The organism is Kiloniella litopenaei (assembly GCF_000982415.1).
Classification (GTDB): Bacteria; Pseudomonadota; Alphaproteobacteria; order Kiloniellales; family Kiloniellaceae; genus Kiloniella; species Kiloniella litopenaei.
In genome coordinates, this window is sequence record NZ_LANI01000005.1 from 43,254 (window position 1) to 58,269 (window position 15,016).

At 44.3% G+C, this 15,016-nt stretch carries 13 protein-coding genes; 10 read left to right on the top strand and 3 right to left on the bottom strand.

From position 1 onward, the window contains the following. Positions 1–60 precede the first annotated feature (60 nt). Complete coding sequence (locus tag WH95_RS08345) at positions 61–771, top strand: LolA family protein (protein WP_052741882.1); 711 nt, start codon at positions 61–63, stop codon at positions 769–771. Here the strand turns inward: WH95_RS08345 and WH95_RS08350 are convergent. Then, positions 768–1,565 carry a sterol desaturase family protein gene (locus WH95_RS08350; RefSeq protein WP_046505580.1) on the bottom strand — a complete coding sequence of 266 codons (798 nt, stop codon included), beginning with the start codon at positions 1,563–1,565 and terminating at the stop codon, positions 768–770. The two genes, WH95_RS08345 and WH95_RS08350, sit on opposite strands and share 4 nt — an antisense overlap. A gap of 167 nt (positions 1,566–1,732) precedes the next feature. On the opposite strand from WH95_RS08350, the gene WH95_RS08355 reads away from it, so the two are divergent. Both WH95_RS08355 and xth read left to right on the top strand, forming a co-directional pair. Beyond that, positions 1,733–2,500, top strand: coding sequence for a gamma-glutamyl-gamma-aminobutyrate hydrolase family protein (locus WH95_RS08355; protein ID WP_046505582.1), 768 nt, complete (start codon positions 1,733–1,735; stop codon positions 2,498–2,500). 500 nt (positions 2,501–3,000) lie between these two features. Then, the gene (xth, locus tag WH95_RS08360) at positions 3,001–3,798 is read left to right on the top strand and encodes an exodeoxyribonuclease III (RefSeq protein WP_046505585.1); all 798 of its coding nucleotides are present in this window, start codon (positions 3,001–3,003) and stop codon (positions 3,796–3,798) included. Positions 3,799–3,933: 135 nt separating this feature from the next. Here the strand turns inward: xth and WH95_RS08365 are convergent, their stop codons facing one another. Further along, positions 3,934–4,398, bottom strand: coding sequence for a cyclic nucleotide-binding domain-containing protein (locus WH95_RS08365; protein ID WP_046505588.1), 465 nt, complete (start codon positions 4,396–4,398; stop codon positions 3,934–3,936). A 67-nt stretch (positions 4,399–4,465) separates the two neighbouring features. Beyond that, complete coding sequence (locus WH95_RS08370) at positions 4,466–7,183, bottom strand: ABC transporter transmembrane domain-containing protein (RefSeq protein ID WP_046505591.1); 2,718 nt, start codon at positions 7,181–7,183, stop codon at positions 4,466–4,468. Between the two features lie 362 nt (positions 7,184–7,545). Here WH95_RS08370 and WH95_RS08375 point away from each other — a divergent pair, with 362 nt between their 5' ends. From WH95_RS08375 to WH95_RS08405, 7 genes are all read left to right on the top strand, one after another. Beyond that, a complete protein-coding gene (locus WH95_RS08375; protein WP_245622945.1) occupies positions 7,546–8,856 on the top strand; it encodes a glycosyltransferase family protein in 1,311 nt (436 codons plus the stop codon). Between the two features lie 81 nt (positions 8,857–8,937). Next, the gene (locus WH95_RS08380) at positions 8,938–10,161 is read left to right on the top strand and encodes a glycosyltransferase family 4 protein (RefSeq protein WP_046505592.1); all 1,224 of its coding nucleotides are present in this window, start codon (positions 8,938–8,940) and stop codon (positions 10,159–10,161) included. Positions 10,162–10,174: 13 nt separating this feature from the next. Beyond that, positions 10,175–11,380 carry a glycosyltransferase family 4 protein gene (locus WH95_RS08385; RefSeq protein WP_046505595.1) on the top strand — a complete coding sequence of 402 codons (1,206 nt, stop codon included), beginning with the start codon at positions 10,175–10,177 and terminating at the stop codon, positions 11,378–11,380. Next, entirely contained in the window at positions 11,377–12,597 is a 1,221-nt protein-coding gene (locus WH95_RS08390; RefSeq protein WP_046505597.1) for a glycosyltransferase family protein, read from the top strand. The genes WH95_RS08385 and WH95_RS08390 overlap by 4 nt, the downstream gene beginning before the upstream one ends. Then, positions 12,590–13,252 carry a histidine phosphatase family protein gene (locus tag WH95_RS08395; RefSeq protein WP_082114055.1) on the top strand — a complete coding sequence of 221 codons (663 nt, stop codon included), beginning with the start codon at positions 12,590–12,592 and terminating at the stop codon, positions 13,250–13,252. The genes WH95_RS08390 and WH95_RS08395 overlap by 8 nt, the downstream gene beginning before the upstream one ends. Then, positions 13,249–14,454 carry a glycosyltransferase family protein gene (locus tag WH95_RS08400; RefSeq protein WP_046505599.1) on the top strand — a complete coding sequence of 402 codons (1,206 nt, stop codon included), beginning with the start codon at positions 13,249–13,251 and terminating at the stop codon, positions 14,452–14,454. The genes WH95_RS08395 and WH95_RS08400 overlap by 4 nt, the downstream gene beginning before the upstream one ends. Next, the gene (locus tag WH95_RS08405) at positions 14,442–14,993 is read left to right on the top strand and encodes a hypothetical protein (protein WP_046505601.1); all 552 of its coding nucleotides are present in this window, start codon (positions 14,442–14,444) and stop codon (positions 14,991–14,993) included. Before WH95_RS08400 ends, WH95_RS08405 begins: the two co-directional genes overlap by 13 nt. The last annotated feature ends 23 nt before the right edge of the window (positions 14,994–15,016 follow it).

Below are 15,016 nucleotides of genomic sequence, written 5' to 3' on the forward strand. Positions count from 1 at the left end.
CCGATACAGCGCACAAACTTACTATCGAACTATTGATTTATTAAGGATCAAACTTTGATCATGTTTTATAAAATATTTTCCTTAAAATCCTTAATGACGGCTATGTTTTTTGCCGCGTTTATTTTAACGGGACAACTCATCGCAAGTGATCACGCTGCCTTAGCCGACACAAAGACAGAAACACCCCCTGCGGAGAAAACAAGCGGTCTGGATGGGCTATCCCCTGATGAAGTATCAATTGTTCGTCGTGTCGAATCTTATCTTAACGACCTGAAATCAGTCTCGGCACGGTTCATTCAAATTTCCAGCAATGGTAGTCTAGCCGAGGGAAACGTTAACATTCAACGTCCGGGAAGGATGCGTTTTGAATATGACGAACCCGTGCCAATCGTCATGATCGCAAACGGAGTCACCCTGCTCTATTTCGATAAAAAATTAAAACAATCGACTTATTTGCCCCTATGGAAAACACCCTTGTGGTTTCTAATTCGCGAAAAGGTCGAGCTTCATAAGGACATCCAAATCCTTCGCGCACAGGAATCTGACAGTACAATTCAACTGGAAATAAGAGCCGAAGGTGAATCCGACGGCACACAGATGACATTGTTATTTAGTGATAACCCAATATCTCTGCGAAAGTGGGAAGTAGTTGATGCACAAGGCATTACAACACAGGTGTCGCTTGTTAACCCTGTTTATGATGCGTCGATTGACGAGGCTGTGTTCAAAACAGATGATCTGGATATGAAAAAGAAAAAAATAGGCGACTAATCTTTTCTTTTTACAAAAGGCCTGAGGAATAGCTGTGGGAGGGATTTATCCGTCGCTCCCTCTACCCCTATTTTCATATTTAATGTTCTTCGCGCAAGGCTTTTAGAACTGAAAACTCTATCCCAGAAGCTGAAAACTGAACCGTAATTACTATCTGTATCGCTCCGAAGTGCATGATGATGAACCCAATGGATGGATGGTGTTACAATGACCATGGACAAGGCTTTTTCCAATCTCTGGTCCAATCGTAGATTTGAATGGTGGAAAATCGTTCCGACCAATAATATCGTTTCAAAAATTATGACGGATACCAATGGGATATCAAAAAGAACAATAACGAGAACTCTCATAATTGCGGATAATATAACCTCCCCAAAATGAAAGCGAAGAGCCGAAGTTGTATCTAAGTTCATGTCCAGGTGATGTATTTCATGAAACCGCCAGAGAAACGGGATTTCATGATTGAGCCGATGCCACCAATAGATAAAGCAATCTAACAAAATCACATCCAGAATAATACCAATACCACCTGATAAAACAGCTGGACGCCAGCCAACAAGATGTGTGGTGGCCCAAATAGTCAGGGGAATAACCACAAGCGGTGACAAAAGCAAATTACAGAACCAGAGGCATATATTCCGCCAAACCCTGACAGGGAAATATTTTTCAACTCCTTCGCTGTTTTTTGTCAAAGCAGAAGCAGGAAAAGTTCGCTCCAAGACAAAAAGCAATAAGAGCCAAACAAAAACGATCAATCCTTTATAGGTCAAAAGCACTTCTACAAAATTTTCCATCTAGTTACTGCACCGCCATATATTCAATATTCGATTATATCGTTTTACTTATTTTGAGTTTTGCTACAAACCAATCATCCTTACCGATAGAATCATACTTGCACTCAATAGCTTATACAGTACGATCACAAATCACATTTTCCTGAGTTTTTTGATCCGTAAGTCCAATGGCCAATCCAACATTATCACCAGTACTTCCCATCGTCGGTGTATCAGCATGCCTCTATAAAGCAGAAACACCTAAACCCTATCATGCCGTCGACGATAAATATCTACGCGCCGTAGCCACATCATCAAATACAATGCCTGTGATCATTCCAGCATTACCTGATCTATTGGATATTCCACGTCTGGTTTCCAAACTTGATGGCATAATGCTGACCGGAAGCGCCAGTAACGTACACCCCAAACGTTATAGAGCATCGCCCTCTCCAGAGGCTGAGCCCTATGACGAAATGCGGGACCAGACAACTTTTGCCTTAATCAAAGAAGCCATTAATCAGGAAGTCCCCCTTTTAGCTATCTGTCGCGGGTTTCAAGAGCTTAATGTCGCCTTAGGTGGCAGTTTATATCCACAGGTCAAAGAGATCGCAGACCGCATGGATCATAGCAGCCCAGACACAAACAATATGGAAATTGACTACGGGCCAAATCATTCAATTACGCTTGACCGAAATGGCCGATTGTATGAGATCCTGAAAAAAGACGATGCGATGGTAAATTCATTACACTATCAGGCGGTCAACAAACTCGGGGATGGTCTCATGGCCGATGCAACCGCAAAAGACGGAACGATAGAAGCCATTTCCATGCCTGGACAAAAGTCTTTTGTTCTCGGTGTTCAATGGCACCCGGAATACAAAGCAAGTGAAAATAGCACATCACAAGCTATCTTCAGGGCTTTTGGAAAAGCCGTGATTAACAGGATACAATAGATCATCTTTTCTTCGGCGCAGTTACTCCCCCCAAAAGATCATAGTTTCCGTGGAGTCCCTTGACCTATACCCAATTTAATCAGCGTTTTTCTGCACAAATAAGGATAATATTCTCTAAAATACAAAAAATCTGTGAATAAAAACCTATAACTTAAATTTTATCCACAGGTTCATTGAAATCCCCACTAGATGGCTTATCTTAGAATCACGTCGCCTCCTACCTCACTCCTGGCGACGTTAAAGGAACTGGAATCCCCCCTCTGGTTCCTTGAAACTCTGCGAAGAAGCGGGAACACCTGGTTATCCCCCCAATCAGGTGTTCCTTTCTTTTATTCCTTAGATCTATGTGTTAAAGTATCTTAGGAATAAAATTAACATTATTTGATTAAAGCATTTAACACTCGTTTCGCCTCAGAAACAAAAACCTATTAAACATTCCATATTCGAAACAAATTCATAACGATAGTGGAATGAAATCATTTCGCGTATGGAATAAATAAATGTCACTTCGTATTGCTACCTGGAACATCAACTCGATCAGACAGCGTTTGGGGCACCTCAAAGATTTCACAGATAGCCATGGTCCAGATGTTCTATGTCTTCAAGAAACAAAAGTACAAGACAGCGAATTCCCCTTATCCGATTTAGAATCAATGGGTTATGAAGAGGTATTTTTCCACGGGCAAAAAAGTTATAATGGCGTTGCGATCTTGTGCAAAAAAGCAGTTCAAAGCCATCAGAAAATTGTCTGGTGTAACAAGGATGACCGAAGGCACCTGTCCGTCACACTGAATAATGGCCTGGAAGTTCATAATTTTTATGTACCATCAGGTGGCCCCATTCCGGATCCGGAACAAAATGACAAATTTGCCCATAAAATCCAGTTCCTCAAAGAAATGGCAAAGTGGGTCAAAAATCCAGATATAAAAGATAAAAAATTAATCCTTGTTGGCGACCTTAACGTTGCCCCCTTGGAAAAGGATGTCTGGAACCATAAGAAGCTGTTGAAATCAGTTGGTCACACACCTTTGGAAAGTGACCTTATGGCAGGGCTAAGACAATCAGGCGATTTAATCGATGTCGGCCGTCACTTTGTCCCGGATGATCAACCGCTCTATAGCTGGTGGGGCTATCGCTACAAACCATCCTTTGAAAAAGATTACGGATGGCGGTTGGATCACATACTTGCAACCCAAAGTTTGAAACCTGCTTTAAAAAAGTTCGAAATTGTCAGACACACCCGCGGCTGGGAAAAACCCTCTGACCACGTTCCAAATGTCGTCGATATTGATGTCTGATCAGCAAGAAAGATTTACTGTTGATCTAAATTGAACCATCGCCACAGCGTGATTTGAAATGTGTCTCAGAGGTTTATTTAAATCTGCAGATACACGGAACGTCCCACAGAAACGTCCGCTGAGACAATGTAAACCTCAACTTGTCTTTTCAGCCAGCGCGTTCCGGGCTTCGGTCAATTGACTCGTAGTATGGTCGATGCGGTGCGCAAGAACCCGCATAACCTCGACCCCCATTTCAGGAAAGTCCATCACCATATTAAAAAAGAGTTCTTTGGTAATCTTGAGAGTTACCAGCTCTGACTTGGCTTTAATAGTTGCTGTTCTTGGTACATCACAGAGGATAGCAATTTCACCGACAAAATCATTTTTCCCAAAGGTCGCAACGACAAGAGGTCCATCGTCAGTATCAACAATAACATCGGCCTCTCCTTCGATAAAAATATAGGCCGCATCTCCGGCATCTCCCTGATGAAAAAGCTCCTTTCCTTCCTTGAAAGTAAGTCTTTCACTCGCAAAAGCCATAAGTTTTAACCGAGAAGGATCAATGTTTGCGAAAAGTGGTATGTTTTTTAACGCTTCAACTTCTTGTTCAATCGACATCTACTTATTTTTCCAGCTACTCTGTTTCTCTTTGGCTTCGTTTCACGATGGCTATTTCTTGATTTTTCTATTCATCATCAATAAGACTTTTTAAAACTTTTCCATCTTTGTTCAGCTCTTCAAAACGGCCGCTTTCAACAACTTTTCCATTTTGCATTACAATGACATATTCGAAATGCTGCGACAAACTGGCTCTTTGCAATGTCCAACAAACACCTCGATTTTCCTGCGCTTCCATAATAGACGGAACCAGCCTGTTTTGACTCTGTGAATCCATAACCGCTGCTGCTTCATTCAGGATCAATAAATCAGGTCGTTTGATCAGCGATCGCGCCAATGCCAGCTTTTGTCGCTGAACGCTGCTTAGACGGTTACCTGCAATACCAACATTAAATTCCAGGCCAACTTCAATAACTTCTGACCTTAGCCCCAAATCATCCAAAAGCTCTGTCATGACGCGCCCTATTGTTGCGCCAGCTTCCGCACGACCATAGGCCAAACGACCAAACAATATATTATCCTGAATACTAGCTGCTGAGTTATAATTGTCCGGATCATAAAACTCGACTGCGTCCGGGTCACGGCTTTCCAGTTTCTCTGCAAAAATCTTACGGGCCCTTAAGATTTTTGCCTCGACATCTTTGGTTACAAGCCCAAGACGATGACGGGCCTCGACATAATCAAAAGGCAAATACATCAAAGCTTCCCGATCAGAATCAGATATATCGGCAAAGCTGCTTTTATCAGCTCTTTTCACTATTTTATCGAACTCGGGCAAATCATCTGCAGATATAAAACTAAACTGCTCAAAGAACTGATGAGACGGTGGCAATCCCATAAAAAGTTCAACCATCGTACGGGCAATGGACAAACCCATATTATAAATACTGTCCCGCAGGTCTGCTTCTTCAACTGCCTCGCGCAAAACCGGCATCGCCAAAAGGTTATTTCCCGCATACTGCTTTTTACGGGGTGTTCCAAATAAAAGGTTTTCGCGCAAAGTCGCGTTATTATTGTATTTCTCGGGATCAAAAGCGATTACAAGATCTTCATCGCCTGTGGATTTAAGGTGCTCCTTTAACGCTATCCTTGCCCCAAGGATGCTTTCAGCAATGTCTGGTCGATTTTCACTATCAACGATGCCACTTAGTCCGAATAAATAAACATCTTCTTCAAAATCAACGGCACGCAATACCTCTGTAACCCGAGGCACCAATTCCGCCGGATCATTAATCCCCGCAGAAACAAAGTCGACCCATTCACCATCAGGGTTGAGCGCAATGTTTCCAGTCCGCAGGGCTTCTTGCTTTTCGCGTTGATATTCAGCCTCGGAATGAGAAAGCAGGGATGAATCTTTGATCATCCAGTTCCGTAACCCATAAAAAAGGTTGTCCATAACCGACAAGGGAAATAGATAAGCCTCAGAACTAACATAGGAAATTCGACGTCCGGTTATGGCAGAAGGCAATTGAGCCATTGATTTGCCCCCTATCTTCATCGACCCCGAAGACGATTTAACCAAATTGGCAAGAAGCAACCCCAGATATTCCTTTCCACTGCTGGCGTTGCCAACAACGGCAATTTTCTTATCAACACCAACACTGAAAGTGATACCGTCTAGAAGTTTGTTCTCATTTTCATCAACCAGACAAAGGTTGCTTGCAACAATATCCCCTTCCAGTGGCGGGCTATGCTTTTCTTCAAGTCGTTGCATTTCTGCATCGATCATACCATTTGGCTGGAACTGTTCAGCAACCTGCTCGTACTTGATTTGAACATCATTTCGTTGCTGATCCCAGTTAATGAGATCTTTGATCGGCGGGGGTAAATCCTTATAAGCTGCAAGAACCGCCACAAGGGTACCGATTTCAAACTGTCCGGTTATTACCAAATATCCACCGCCAAGATAAAAGATAAAAGGTGTTATTTGCGCCAACAAGTTGTTCAGAAACTTAACAAAAAACTTTCTCTGATAAATTTCATATCGAATTTTGAAAATCTTGCCCAGCCGGCTTGATATCTCGGCACGCTCATAGTTGCTGGTATCATGGGCCTGAATTTCAACGGCACCTTCGACCAATTCACTAACGCGACCAGCCAACGCCCGTGCTGTCATCTGCCGTTGGCGACCAAGGTCGAGAATACGTCGCCGCAGTTTGGGAATCAAAAAAGCCTGCACCAATACGATGCTCATGGCCACAATGCCCAACCACACGTTCTGGACCATAATAAAAATCAAGGCCGTTAAGGCTTGGCCGCCTAAAAAGACGGGGGTAACAATGGCATCACCGATAAAGCCGCCCAAAGGTTCGACTTCATCCTTAAGCATTGTTGCAATCTCTGCCTGCTTGACCCGTCGGCTGTGCATAACTGGAAACCGGAGAATACGATCAGTCAATTCAAACCGTAGCCTGCGGAGCATTCGCTCCCCTAGCTGACCTTTTAACGTATTGATTACAAACTTGAATAGACCGTTGACAAGTACCAACCCCAAAAAGGAAAAACACAATGCAAACAGTAAAGAGATTTGTGTTAAATCAAACCCCTCAAACAACACCACCGGCTGACCAAAGATTGCTTCCCCAAAGGGAAGGTCAAACCGCATGAAAGACAAAGTTGAATTAATGTCAGAAAAATTTTGAGAGTCGACAGCCCGGTTTATTATGCTTTTTGGTAAATCCAATGACAGAAAGTAAAAAGGCATTGAAGCAAGTACCAGGAACAAAATTTTAATCTGGTCTGCTTTACTGTGCTTCCAAATATACTTAAAAAGTCGTTGCTCCATAGTGCCCCTAATCCCCCGCAGCCGTCCTTTAAAAGTTTAATTGCAGCCATTACATCTGTATTTCAAGTGGTTACAGGATAAAATAAGATTTTTTCCGGTAAACCGTCCACAAATTTTAATGTGCGACAACGATTAGCCTATCCGAAGTCACAACAGAGGTAAACTCGAAGAGCATAAACTGATTGTTATCCAACGTGTCTCTCCTAATTAATAACTCTACAGTATTATAAAGAACGCAGTGCACCGGGGATGTGATTATGTCATGCCAAATAGAAAATTTTTTTAGAACATATAGTTACACATAATCCATGCGATATTTATCACAAAAAAACTGGTAAAATACTCTTTGGCTATATTCTTTCTTGGGTCTTGGGAATGAATTATGGCATAGTCCCGACATTATTGAGGGGAGCAAAACCATTACAAAAGACAGTAGACACATTGTTGACGATCAAAAAAGTACCCGTGTTCTGATTTACAGTCACGATAGCTTTGGTCTGGGGCATTTGCGACGCTGTCGGGAAATTGCCCATACACTGGTGGAAGAACATAAAAACCTATCAGTTTTAATTCTGTCTGGGTCACCAATCATTGGATCTTTCGGATTTAAGGCACGGGTGGATTTTGTCCGTATCCCTGGCGTAATCAAACTGAGAAATGGCGATTACACCTCTCTCAATCTGCATATTGATATTGAACAAACTCTGAGCATCAGATCTTCTATTATCAAACACACAGCAGAGTTTTATGACCCCGACCTTTTCATTGTGGATAAGGAGCCTTTGGGCCTAAGAGGTGAAGTGGAAGACACACTTCGCTTGCTGAAAAGTAGAGGCACCCCCTGTGTGCTCGGCCTCAGAGACGTCATGGATGATCCGGATCTGCTGTCAAATGAATGGGAACGTAAGAATACAGCCCCCGCTTTATCTGAATATTATGACGACATATGGGTCTATGGCCTTCCTCAAATATGTGATCCGTTGGATGGCATTGACCTGCCCCCGTCAGTCCAAAGAAAGATGACCTATACCGGATATCTGCGGCGAACCGGGGGCAACGATGTTCCCATGCCTGTTCTGGAAAAAATCGATGAAGAAACGCCCTATTTGCTTGTGACTGTCGGTGGGGGCGGTGATGGTGAAGAAATAATCGATTGGGTTCTCTCTGCCTATGAAAGTGACCCGGACCTGCCATATCCTGCGCTGATTGCTCTTGGTCCCTTTATGAACAGCGACCTTCAACACGATTTTCAAGTTCGCGCCAGCAAACTGCCAAATGTTGAAGCCATCACCTTTAATGCACAATTCGAGAGTCTGGTCGATAGAGCCATCGGTATTGTTGGTATGGGCGGATACAATACTTTCTGTGAAATTCTTTCCTACGATAAACGCGCTCTCATCGTACCTAGAACTGTTCCCAGAATGGAGCAATACATAAGGGCCAGTCGTGCACAGGAACTAGGCTTGGTGTGTATGCTCGAAAATGATGGCAAGCGCGACCCGCAAAAAATGGCAACTGCCTTGAGGAACTTACCTCAACAACATCTGCCATCCGATGTGGTTGTCCCCGGTTTGCTTGATGGTCAGAAAAATGTGATCAAACTTGCTGATAACTGCTTCAAGGCAAAGCTTTCAAAGCTCGGATTAATTGATAAGTTATCAAATACAAACTAACAACATCTGCTTAATCGCGCTCCACACCCAAAAGACGTCTCCCCAAAGCAGACAACAGAAAAAGAGATATAATCCGGCGGTATGAAAAAAATAACCGTAATTCTTAAGGGGTATCCACGCCTTTCCGAAACTTTTATCGCACAGGAACTTCTTGCGCTGGAACAACGCGGCCTAGACCTTTCACTGGTCTCACTGCGCCATCCAACGGATACATCCACACATCCCATTCATCAGGAAATCAAGGCGCCCGTCAGTTACCTGCCCGAGTATATCTATCAAGAACCTTTACGGGTTTTGAAAAGCTGGTGGAAAGCCCGGAAGATGGCAGGATATAAAAAGGCATTTTCTCTTTTCATCAAAGACCTGAAACGTGACCGAACGCCAAATAGAATAAGGCGTTTTGCCCAAGCCTGTGTTCTCGCAGCTGAATTGCCAGAGGATGTTGATTGGCTCTACGCGCACTTTTTACACACTCCCTCTTCTGTCACACGCTATGCATCCTTTATGCGTGGAATTCCCTGGTGCGGATCGGCCCATGCCAAGGATATATGGACATCGCCAGAGTGGGAATTGAGAGAAAAGCTGGCCGACATTAAGTGGTTGGCAACCTGCACAAAATTTAACGTGGACTATTTAAGGGGCTTAACCCAAGACAAAGGCCGTGTAGACCTTGTCTACCACGGTCTTGATTTTGACCGTTTCGATAAAGCAGCGAACAGCCATTCACTGAATGACGGTAGTTCAGAAGATAAAAAAGTTACCCTGATTTCCGTAGGGCGGGCAGTTGCCAAAAAAGGCTATGACGATCTTTTGAAAGCCCTTTCCCATCTACCCCCAACTTTACATTGGCAATTTATTCATATCGGAGGGGGAACATTAAGCAAGAGCCTGAAAGATCAGGCTGAATCACTCGGCATTAGCCATAAAATCTTCTGGATGGGCGCTCAACCGCAAGAGGTCGTTCTGAAGCAATACCGAAAAGCAGATCTTTTTGTATTAGCGTCCAGAATCACCGAAGACGGGGATCGCGACGGCATGCCAAATGTGCTTATGGAAGCACAAAGTCAGGCTCTGGCCTGCCTTTCAACCGATATATCTGCTATACCTGAGCTTATTGTTAACAATGAAACGGGTATATTGGTTTCACCAGAAAACCCGGATGCTTTAAGTGATGCCCTTAATAAGCTTATCAAGGATCCTGCGCTCAGGAAAAGGTTAGGGGAAGCTGGGGCAAAGCGTGTGAGAGGTGAATTTTCTATGAAACAAGGCATAGACCAGCTTTTTAATCGGTTCACAGCAACATAGTCGGGCGATAGAAATGCGGATTGCTTTTTACGCCCCCCTAAAATCCCCACATCACCCAACACCATCGGGCGATCGCCACGTTGCCAGATTAATTATTCAAGCTTTGGAAACACAGGGTCATGAGGTTGAGATCGCGTCTCATCTTCGAAGCAGGGATGCAAAAGGCGATAAAGAGCGCCAGATCAGAATGAAGAAGATTGGGGAAAAACTGGCCGCAAGATATATCAAGAAAATTCAAAACAAACCAGAGGACCAACGCCCAGATATCTGGATTACCTATCACCTCTATTACAAAGCACCCGACTGGATTGGCCCTCTTGTTTGTGAGGCCCTTAATATCCCCTATATTCCCATCGAAGCATCGATCGCCAACAAACGTGCAAATGGCCCTTGGGATCTAAGCCATCAAGCTGTCGTTGCCGCGGTTCATCAAGCCGATTGTATCATTAGCCTCAACCCCCATGACTCAAACTGTTTACCTAAAAGTATCAGAAACTGGACTTTGCCACCCTTTATTATCCCAGACCCCATTATAGAAAACCGGGAAAACTGGTCGCAGTGTCGTAAAATCATTGCAGAAAAATACGGGCTGGACCCCCATAAGCAATGGTTGCTGGCAATTGCCATGATGCGCCCCGGGGACAAGCTGGAATCATACAAAGTGCTATCAAAAGCCTTGCGCGGCCTTCCAGACTTGTCCTGGCAGTTAATCATCGTTGGTGATGGACAGGCCAGACCCGATGTTGAAACGGCATTTGTCTGGGTACCTAATACAAAGATCACCTATACGGGTCAGCTCGATTCAGACGAGCTGGCGACACTTATTCCGGCGTGTGATATCTATACCTGGCCCGCAGTTAATGAAGCCTATGGCCTCGCTTTTTTAGAAGCCCAAGCAGGGGGGCTACCAGTCATCGCAGGAAACACCGGGGGGGTTCCGGCTGTGGTTGCAGATGGTGAAACCGGCCTGTTAACAACACCCGGAGATCCCGTGGCCTTTGCAGCAGCGCTGAGAAGTTTACTCACCGCGCCTGTTCGTCGCCGAGATATGGGAAAAGCCGCAGCAGAAAAAGTAGAAGCAATGCATAGTCTGGTGACAGCTGGAAAGCGTTTGGATGCAATCCTTGCAACATCCAGAAAAAACTTTATTGAACCCGGCTTACCCCTGTTCGATTATGTCCAAAAAAATACCAATAAAAACAATACTTTATTATCATGACATCTGACACTCAAAACCCAGAAATCAAGAGATCAGAAGAACGCATTGATGTTCTTTTTTATGTTCAACATCTTCTCGGTATCGGGCATCAAAAACGAGCAGCGACTCTCACCCGAGCTATGAATAAAGCCGGTCTTTCAGTTGCTTTTGTTTCCGGTGGGATGAACGTTCCCGGACTCGATACCGGTAGTGCAGAATTTTATCAACTCGATCCCGTTCGTGCTGATGGTATCCTGTTTACAGAATTACTGGATAAAAACGATCAGCCCATTGATAAAACCTTCAAGGCCAAACGCGCACAAGATCTTGTCGATATCTATCACGCAACAAAACCACGGCTTGTACTGTTGGAAATGTTTCCCTTTGGCCGTCGGCAAATGCGCTTTGAACTAATTCCCTTGCTTGAGGCCGCGAAAGCATCAGAATTTTCCAGTAAAATCGTCTCATCCGTTCGGGATATCTTGGTCAAGGCCCCCAAACCGGAACGCCTTACCGAAATGCTTGCCTGGGTAGATACTCATTTCGATCATGTCCTTATCCACGGTGATCAAAACCTGATTCCCTTTGATAAAACCTTTCATCCTGCCCGGGATATCGCTGATAAAATTCTCTATAGCGGCTACGTCATTGATGAAAAGGTTGATGCGACACCTCACCCGACAGATGGTATTGACGAAGTCCTTGTTTCAACCGGCGGCGGTGCTGTCAGCGAACGTCTGATCGACGCAGCCTTGAGCGCGAGAAAACAAAGTATTTTGAAAGAAAAACTTTGGCGCATACTTATTGGCCATAGCCTACCGGAAAAATTATTTGAAAAGTACAAAGCACAGTCAGATGATAACTTGATTGTTGAGCGTTCAAGACCGGATTTCACATCTCTTTTGGCTAACTGCGCCCTATCCATAAGTCAGGGCGGCTACAACACGGTTATGGAGGTTCTACGCGCCGGATGTCCTCGTGTCATCGTCCCCTATTCCGGTGGCCTGGAAACAGAACAAACCCTCAGGGCCAAGCTGTTATCTGAACAAAACGCCCTTACCTGTGTAGATGAAGAAACACTGACAGGTGAGAAGCTTGCTACAGCCATGGAGAAAACATTACAAAAGAAACAAAAGCCGCCATCCAGCCTTAATACAAATGGCGCTGAAAACACAGCGACAATCCTCGCAAACATTCTGAATGATAACCCCCTGCAACAGTTTTTGAAAAATGGCTGAACTCTTGATCTTCAGGCATGGGCCAACCATTTGGAATGCTGAAAAAAGAATACAGGGAAGGTCTGATATTTCCCTTTCTGAACAAGGCATCGAAACAGTTCAAAAATGGCAGCTTCCAGACGAATGGATGGCTGTACCCTGGTATGTCAGCCCTCTGCAACGTGCTCAGGAAACAGCCAAACTTCTGGGCCAAGAAAAGCTCGAAACCGATCCCTTGCTGATTGAAATGTCCTGGGGAAAGTGGGAAGGACAAAGGTTACCTGAATTAAGGAAAAAATTGGGACCAGAAATGGAAAAGATGGAGGCCCTTGGACTTGATCTTTGCCCCCCTGGTGGCGAAAGTCCGAGAGATGTCCAAAACCGCCTGAAACCATTTTTATACAAGGTCGCCGGATCGAACCAGTCAGCGGTCGCCGTGGCACACAAAGGTGTTCTAAGAGCCCTTTATGCCGAGGCAACAAACTGGGATATGCTCGGCAAACCAAAAGAAAAAATCAGAGATAACTGCGCCCACCTTTTTCAGATTTCCTCAACGGGTATAATCAGTGTAAAAGCAATGAATATCAGTTTATTGTCATCCATTGATTTTTTTCCAAGACCAATAAAACAATCAGAGCATCCCCCATCAGACTTCCCCAAAGAAAATCGCTCATGAGTATCCACAAAAATACGGGTAATGTTTTTATCTATGTGCAGCACCTTCTGGGGATTGGACACCTGAGACGTGCTTCTTTACTTGCCAAAGCCATGGACAACGCAGGAATGTCTGTTGTCTTTGCCTCTGGGGGGCGCCCCGTGTCCTATCTTGATATCGGAAATGCGCAACTTTTCCAGCTCCCTGCCCTGCATGCTGCCGATAACAGCTTCAAAGTTCTAAAGGATATTGAAGGATCAATCGTCAATGATGAGTGGAAAAAACAGCGAAAAGAGCTGCTTTTATCAGCTTTTCGCGAGGCCCGGCCAGATGTCCTCCTGATTGAGATGTTTCCCTTTGGCAGGCGCCAGATGCGTTTCGAACTGGACCCCTTAATTACTTTGGCCAAATCGATGAATATTCCCGTCGTCAGTTCTATCCGGGATATTCTCACAACCCATAAAACCCCGGGCAAAAGTGAATGGATCATTGATCGGGTTCAAAAAGACATTGATCATGTTCTAGTTCATGGCGATCCGGATTTTATCCCTCTTGAGGACAGCTTTCCCCTTGCCGAAAAAATAAAAGATAAAATCGTCTATACCGGCTACGTTGTTGAAAACAATACAGAACATAGAAGCCGGAACTTAGAAAAAAAACGAAGAGGTGTGCTCGTCTCTGCAGGCGGCGGTGCCGTTGCCCTGCCCTTGGCTGAAGCAGTCATAACAGCCAAAAACCTTTCCTCTTTGAACGATGTACCCTGGCGATTGCTTTTGGGAAACAATCTGCCTGATGAGGAATTTAATAAAGTTCTTAAAAGTGCGTCCGATGGGTTAATTGTTGAACGAAACCGCCCGGACTTTTGCACGCTTCTGGCCGCAAGCCAGCTTTCGATCAGCCAGGCCGGATACAATACCGTTATGGAAACCCTTATGACCGGAACACCCGCGATTGTCGTTCCCTTTTCGGCAGATGGTCAAAGCGAACAAACGGATCGTGCACAAAAACTGGCGCAAGCAGGCGTGCTATCACTGCTATCAGAAGCAGACCTAACCCCGGAAAATCTGGCAAAGACTATTGACCATGCCGTCGAAAAGGCGTCATTGAAGAACCTGGAGTCAGAAATAACAGTCGATGTTCACGGCACAGACAAAACAACGTTATTTATCAAAAACCTAATTGAAAAGAGACACAAAAAGAGAGACACACAGTGCCCCAGATAACCCCCCAAAGTTTCAAGTATCCTCTTTTTGATATTTATCTCGATTATCTGAAAACCGCCTTCGGTTTATCCATTGGCCTCGGCGGGCTGATTTATGGCCTGAACAACACTTTTTCCCAAATCTGTTTTAGCATTATCCTCGTTATCTTTATCGTCTTTGGATTTCATTCTCTACGGCGCCATAAAACATGCGTAAAGCTGGATGGTCAGCAGGTTGAAATTACAGATTTCAAACAACGGAAAATTCTATTCAAAGACTTGGAAAACATAGAGTTGCGCTATTACGGACGTCCCGTCAAAGACAAAGATCGTGATCAAAAACCCAAAGGCGTTCTTCACCTGACGTTAAAGAGCAAAGAGCAAAAACTCACTTTTGATTCCAACTTGTATGGGTTCAGATATCTGGTCTGGTCAGCCATACTATTTGCGAAAGAGTGTAACCTGCCGCTTGACCCAAGCACCATTGGCAATATGCTAGATATCGGACTTGATCCAGAAGGCAGCAGTGAAATGCCGGATCCAAAAATGTCGGGAATTTAAGAAGATATAAAAAGATCAAGCCA

Excerpts from the sequence above, each read along its gene's own strand:
- WH95_RS08345 (WP_052741882.1), top strand. The coding sequence starts at position 61 with ATGTTTTATAAAATATTTTCCTTAAAATCCTTAATGACGGCTATGTTT.
- WH95_RS08350 (WP_046505580.1), bottom strand. The coding sequence starts at position 1,565 with ATGGAAAATTTTGTAGAAGTGCTTTTGACCTATAAAGGATTGATCGTT.
- WH95_RS08355 (WP_046505582.1), top strand. The coding sequence starts at position 1,733 with ATGGCCAATCCAACATTATCACCAGTACTTCCCATCGTCGGTGTATCA.
- xth (WP_046505585.1), top strand. The coding sequence starts at position 3,001 with ATGTCACTTCGTATTGCTACCTGGAACATCAACTCGATCAGACAGCGT.
- WH95_RS08365 (WP_046505588.1), bottom strand. The coding sequence starts at position 4,398 with ATGTCGATTGAACAAGAAGTTGAAGCGTTAAAAAACATACCACTTTTC.
- WH95_RS08370 (WP_046505591.1), bottom strand. The coding sequence starts at position 7,183 with ATGGAGCAACGACTTTTTAAGTATATTTGGAAGCACAGTAAAGCAGAC.
- WH95_RS08380 (WP_046505592.1), top strand. The coding sequence starts at position 8,938 with ATGAAAAAAATAACCGTAATTCTTAAGGGGTATCCACGCCTTTCCGAA.
- WH95_RS08385 (WP_046505595.1), top strand. The coding sequence starts at position 10,175 with ATGCGGATTGCTTTTTACGCCCCCCTAAAATCCCCACATCACCCAACA.
- WH95_RS08390 (WP_046505597.1), top strand. The coding sequence starts at position 11,377 with ATGACATCTGACACTCAAAACCCAGAAATCAAGAGATCAGAAGAACGC.
- WH95_RS08395 (WP_082114055.1), top strand. The coding sequence starts at position 12,590 with ATGGCTGAACTCTTGATCTTCAGGCATGGGCCAACCATTTGGAATGCT.
- WH95_RS08400 (WP_046505599.1), top strand. The coding sequence starts at position 13,249 with ATGAGTATCCACAAAAATACGGGTAATGTTTTTATCTATGTGCAGCAC.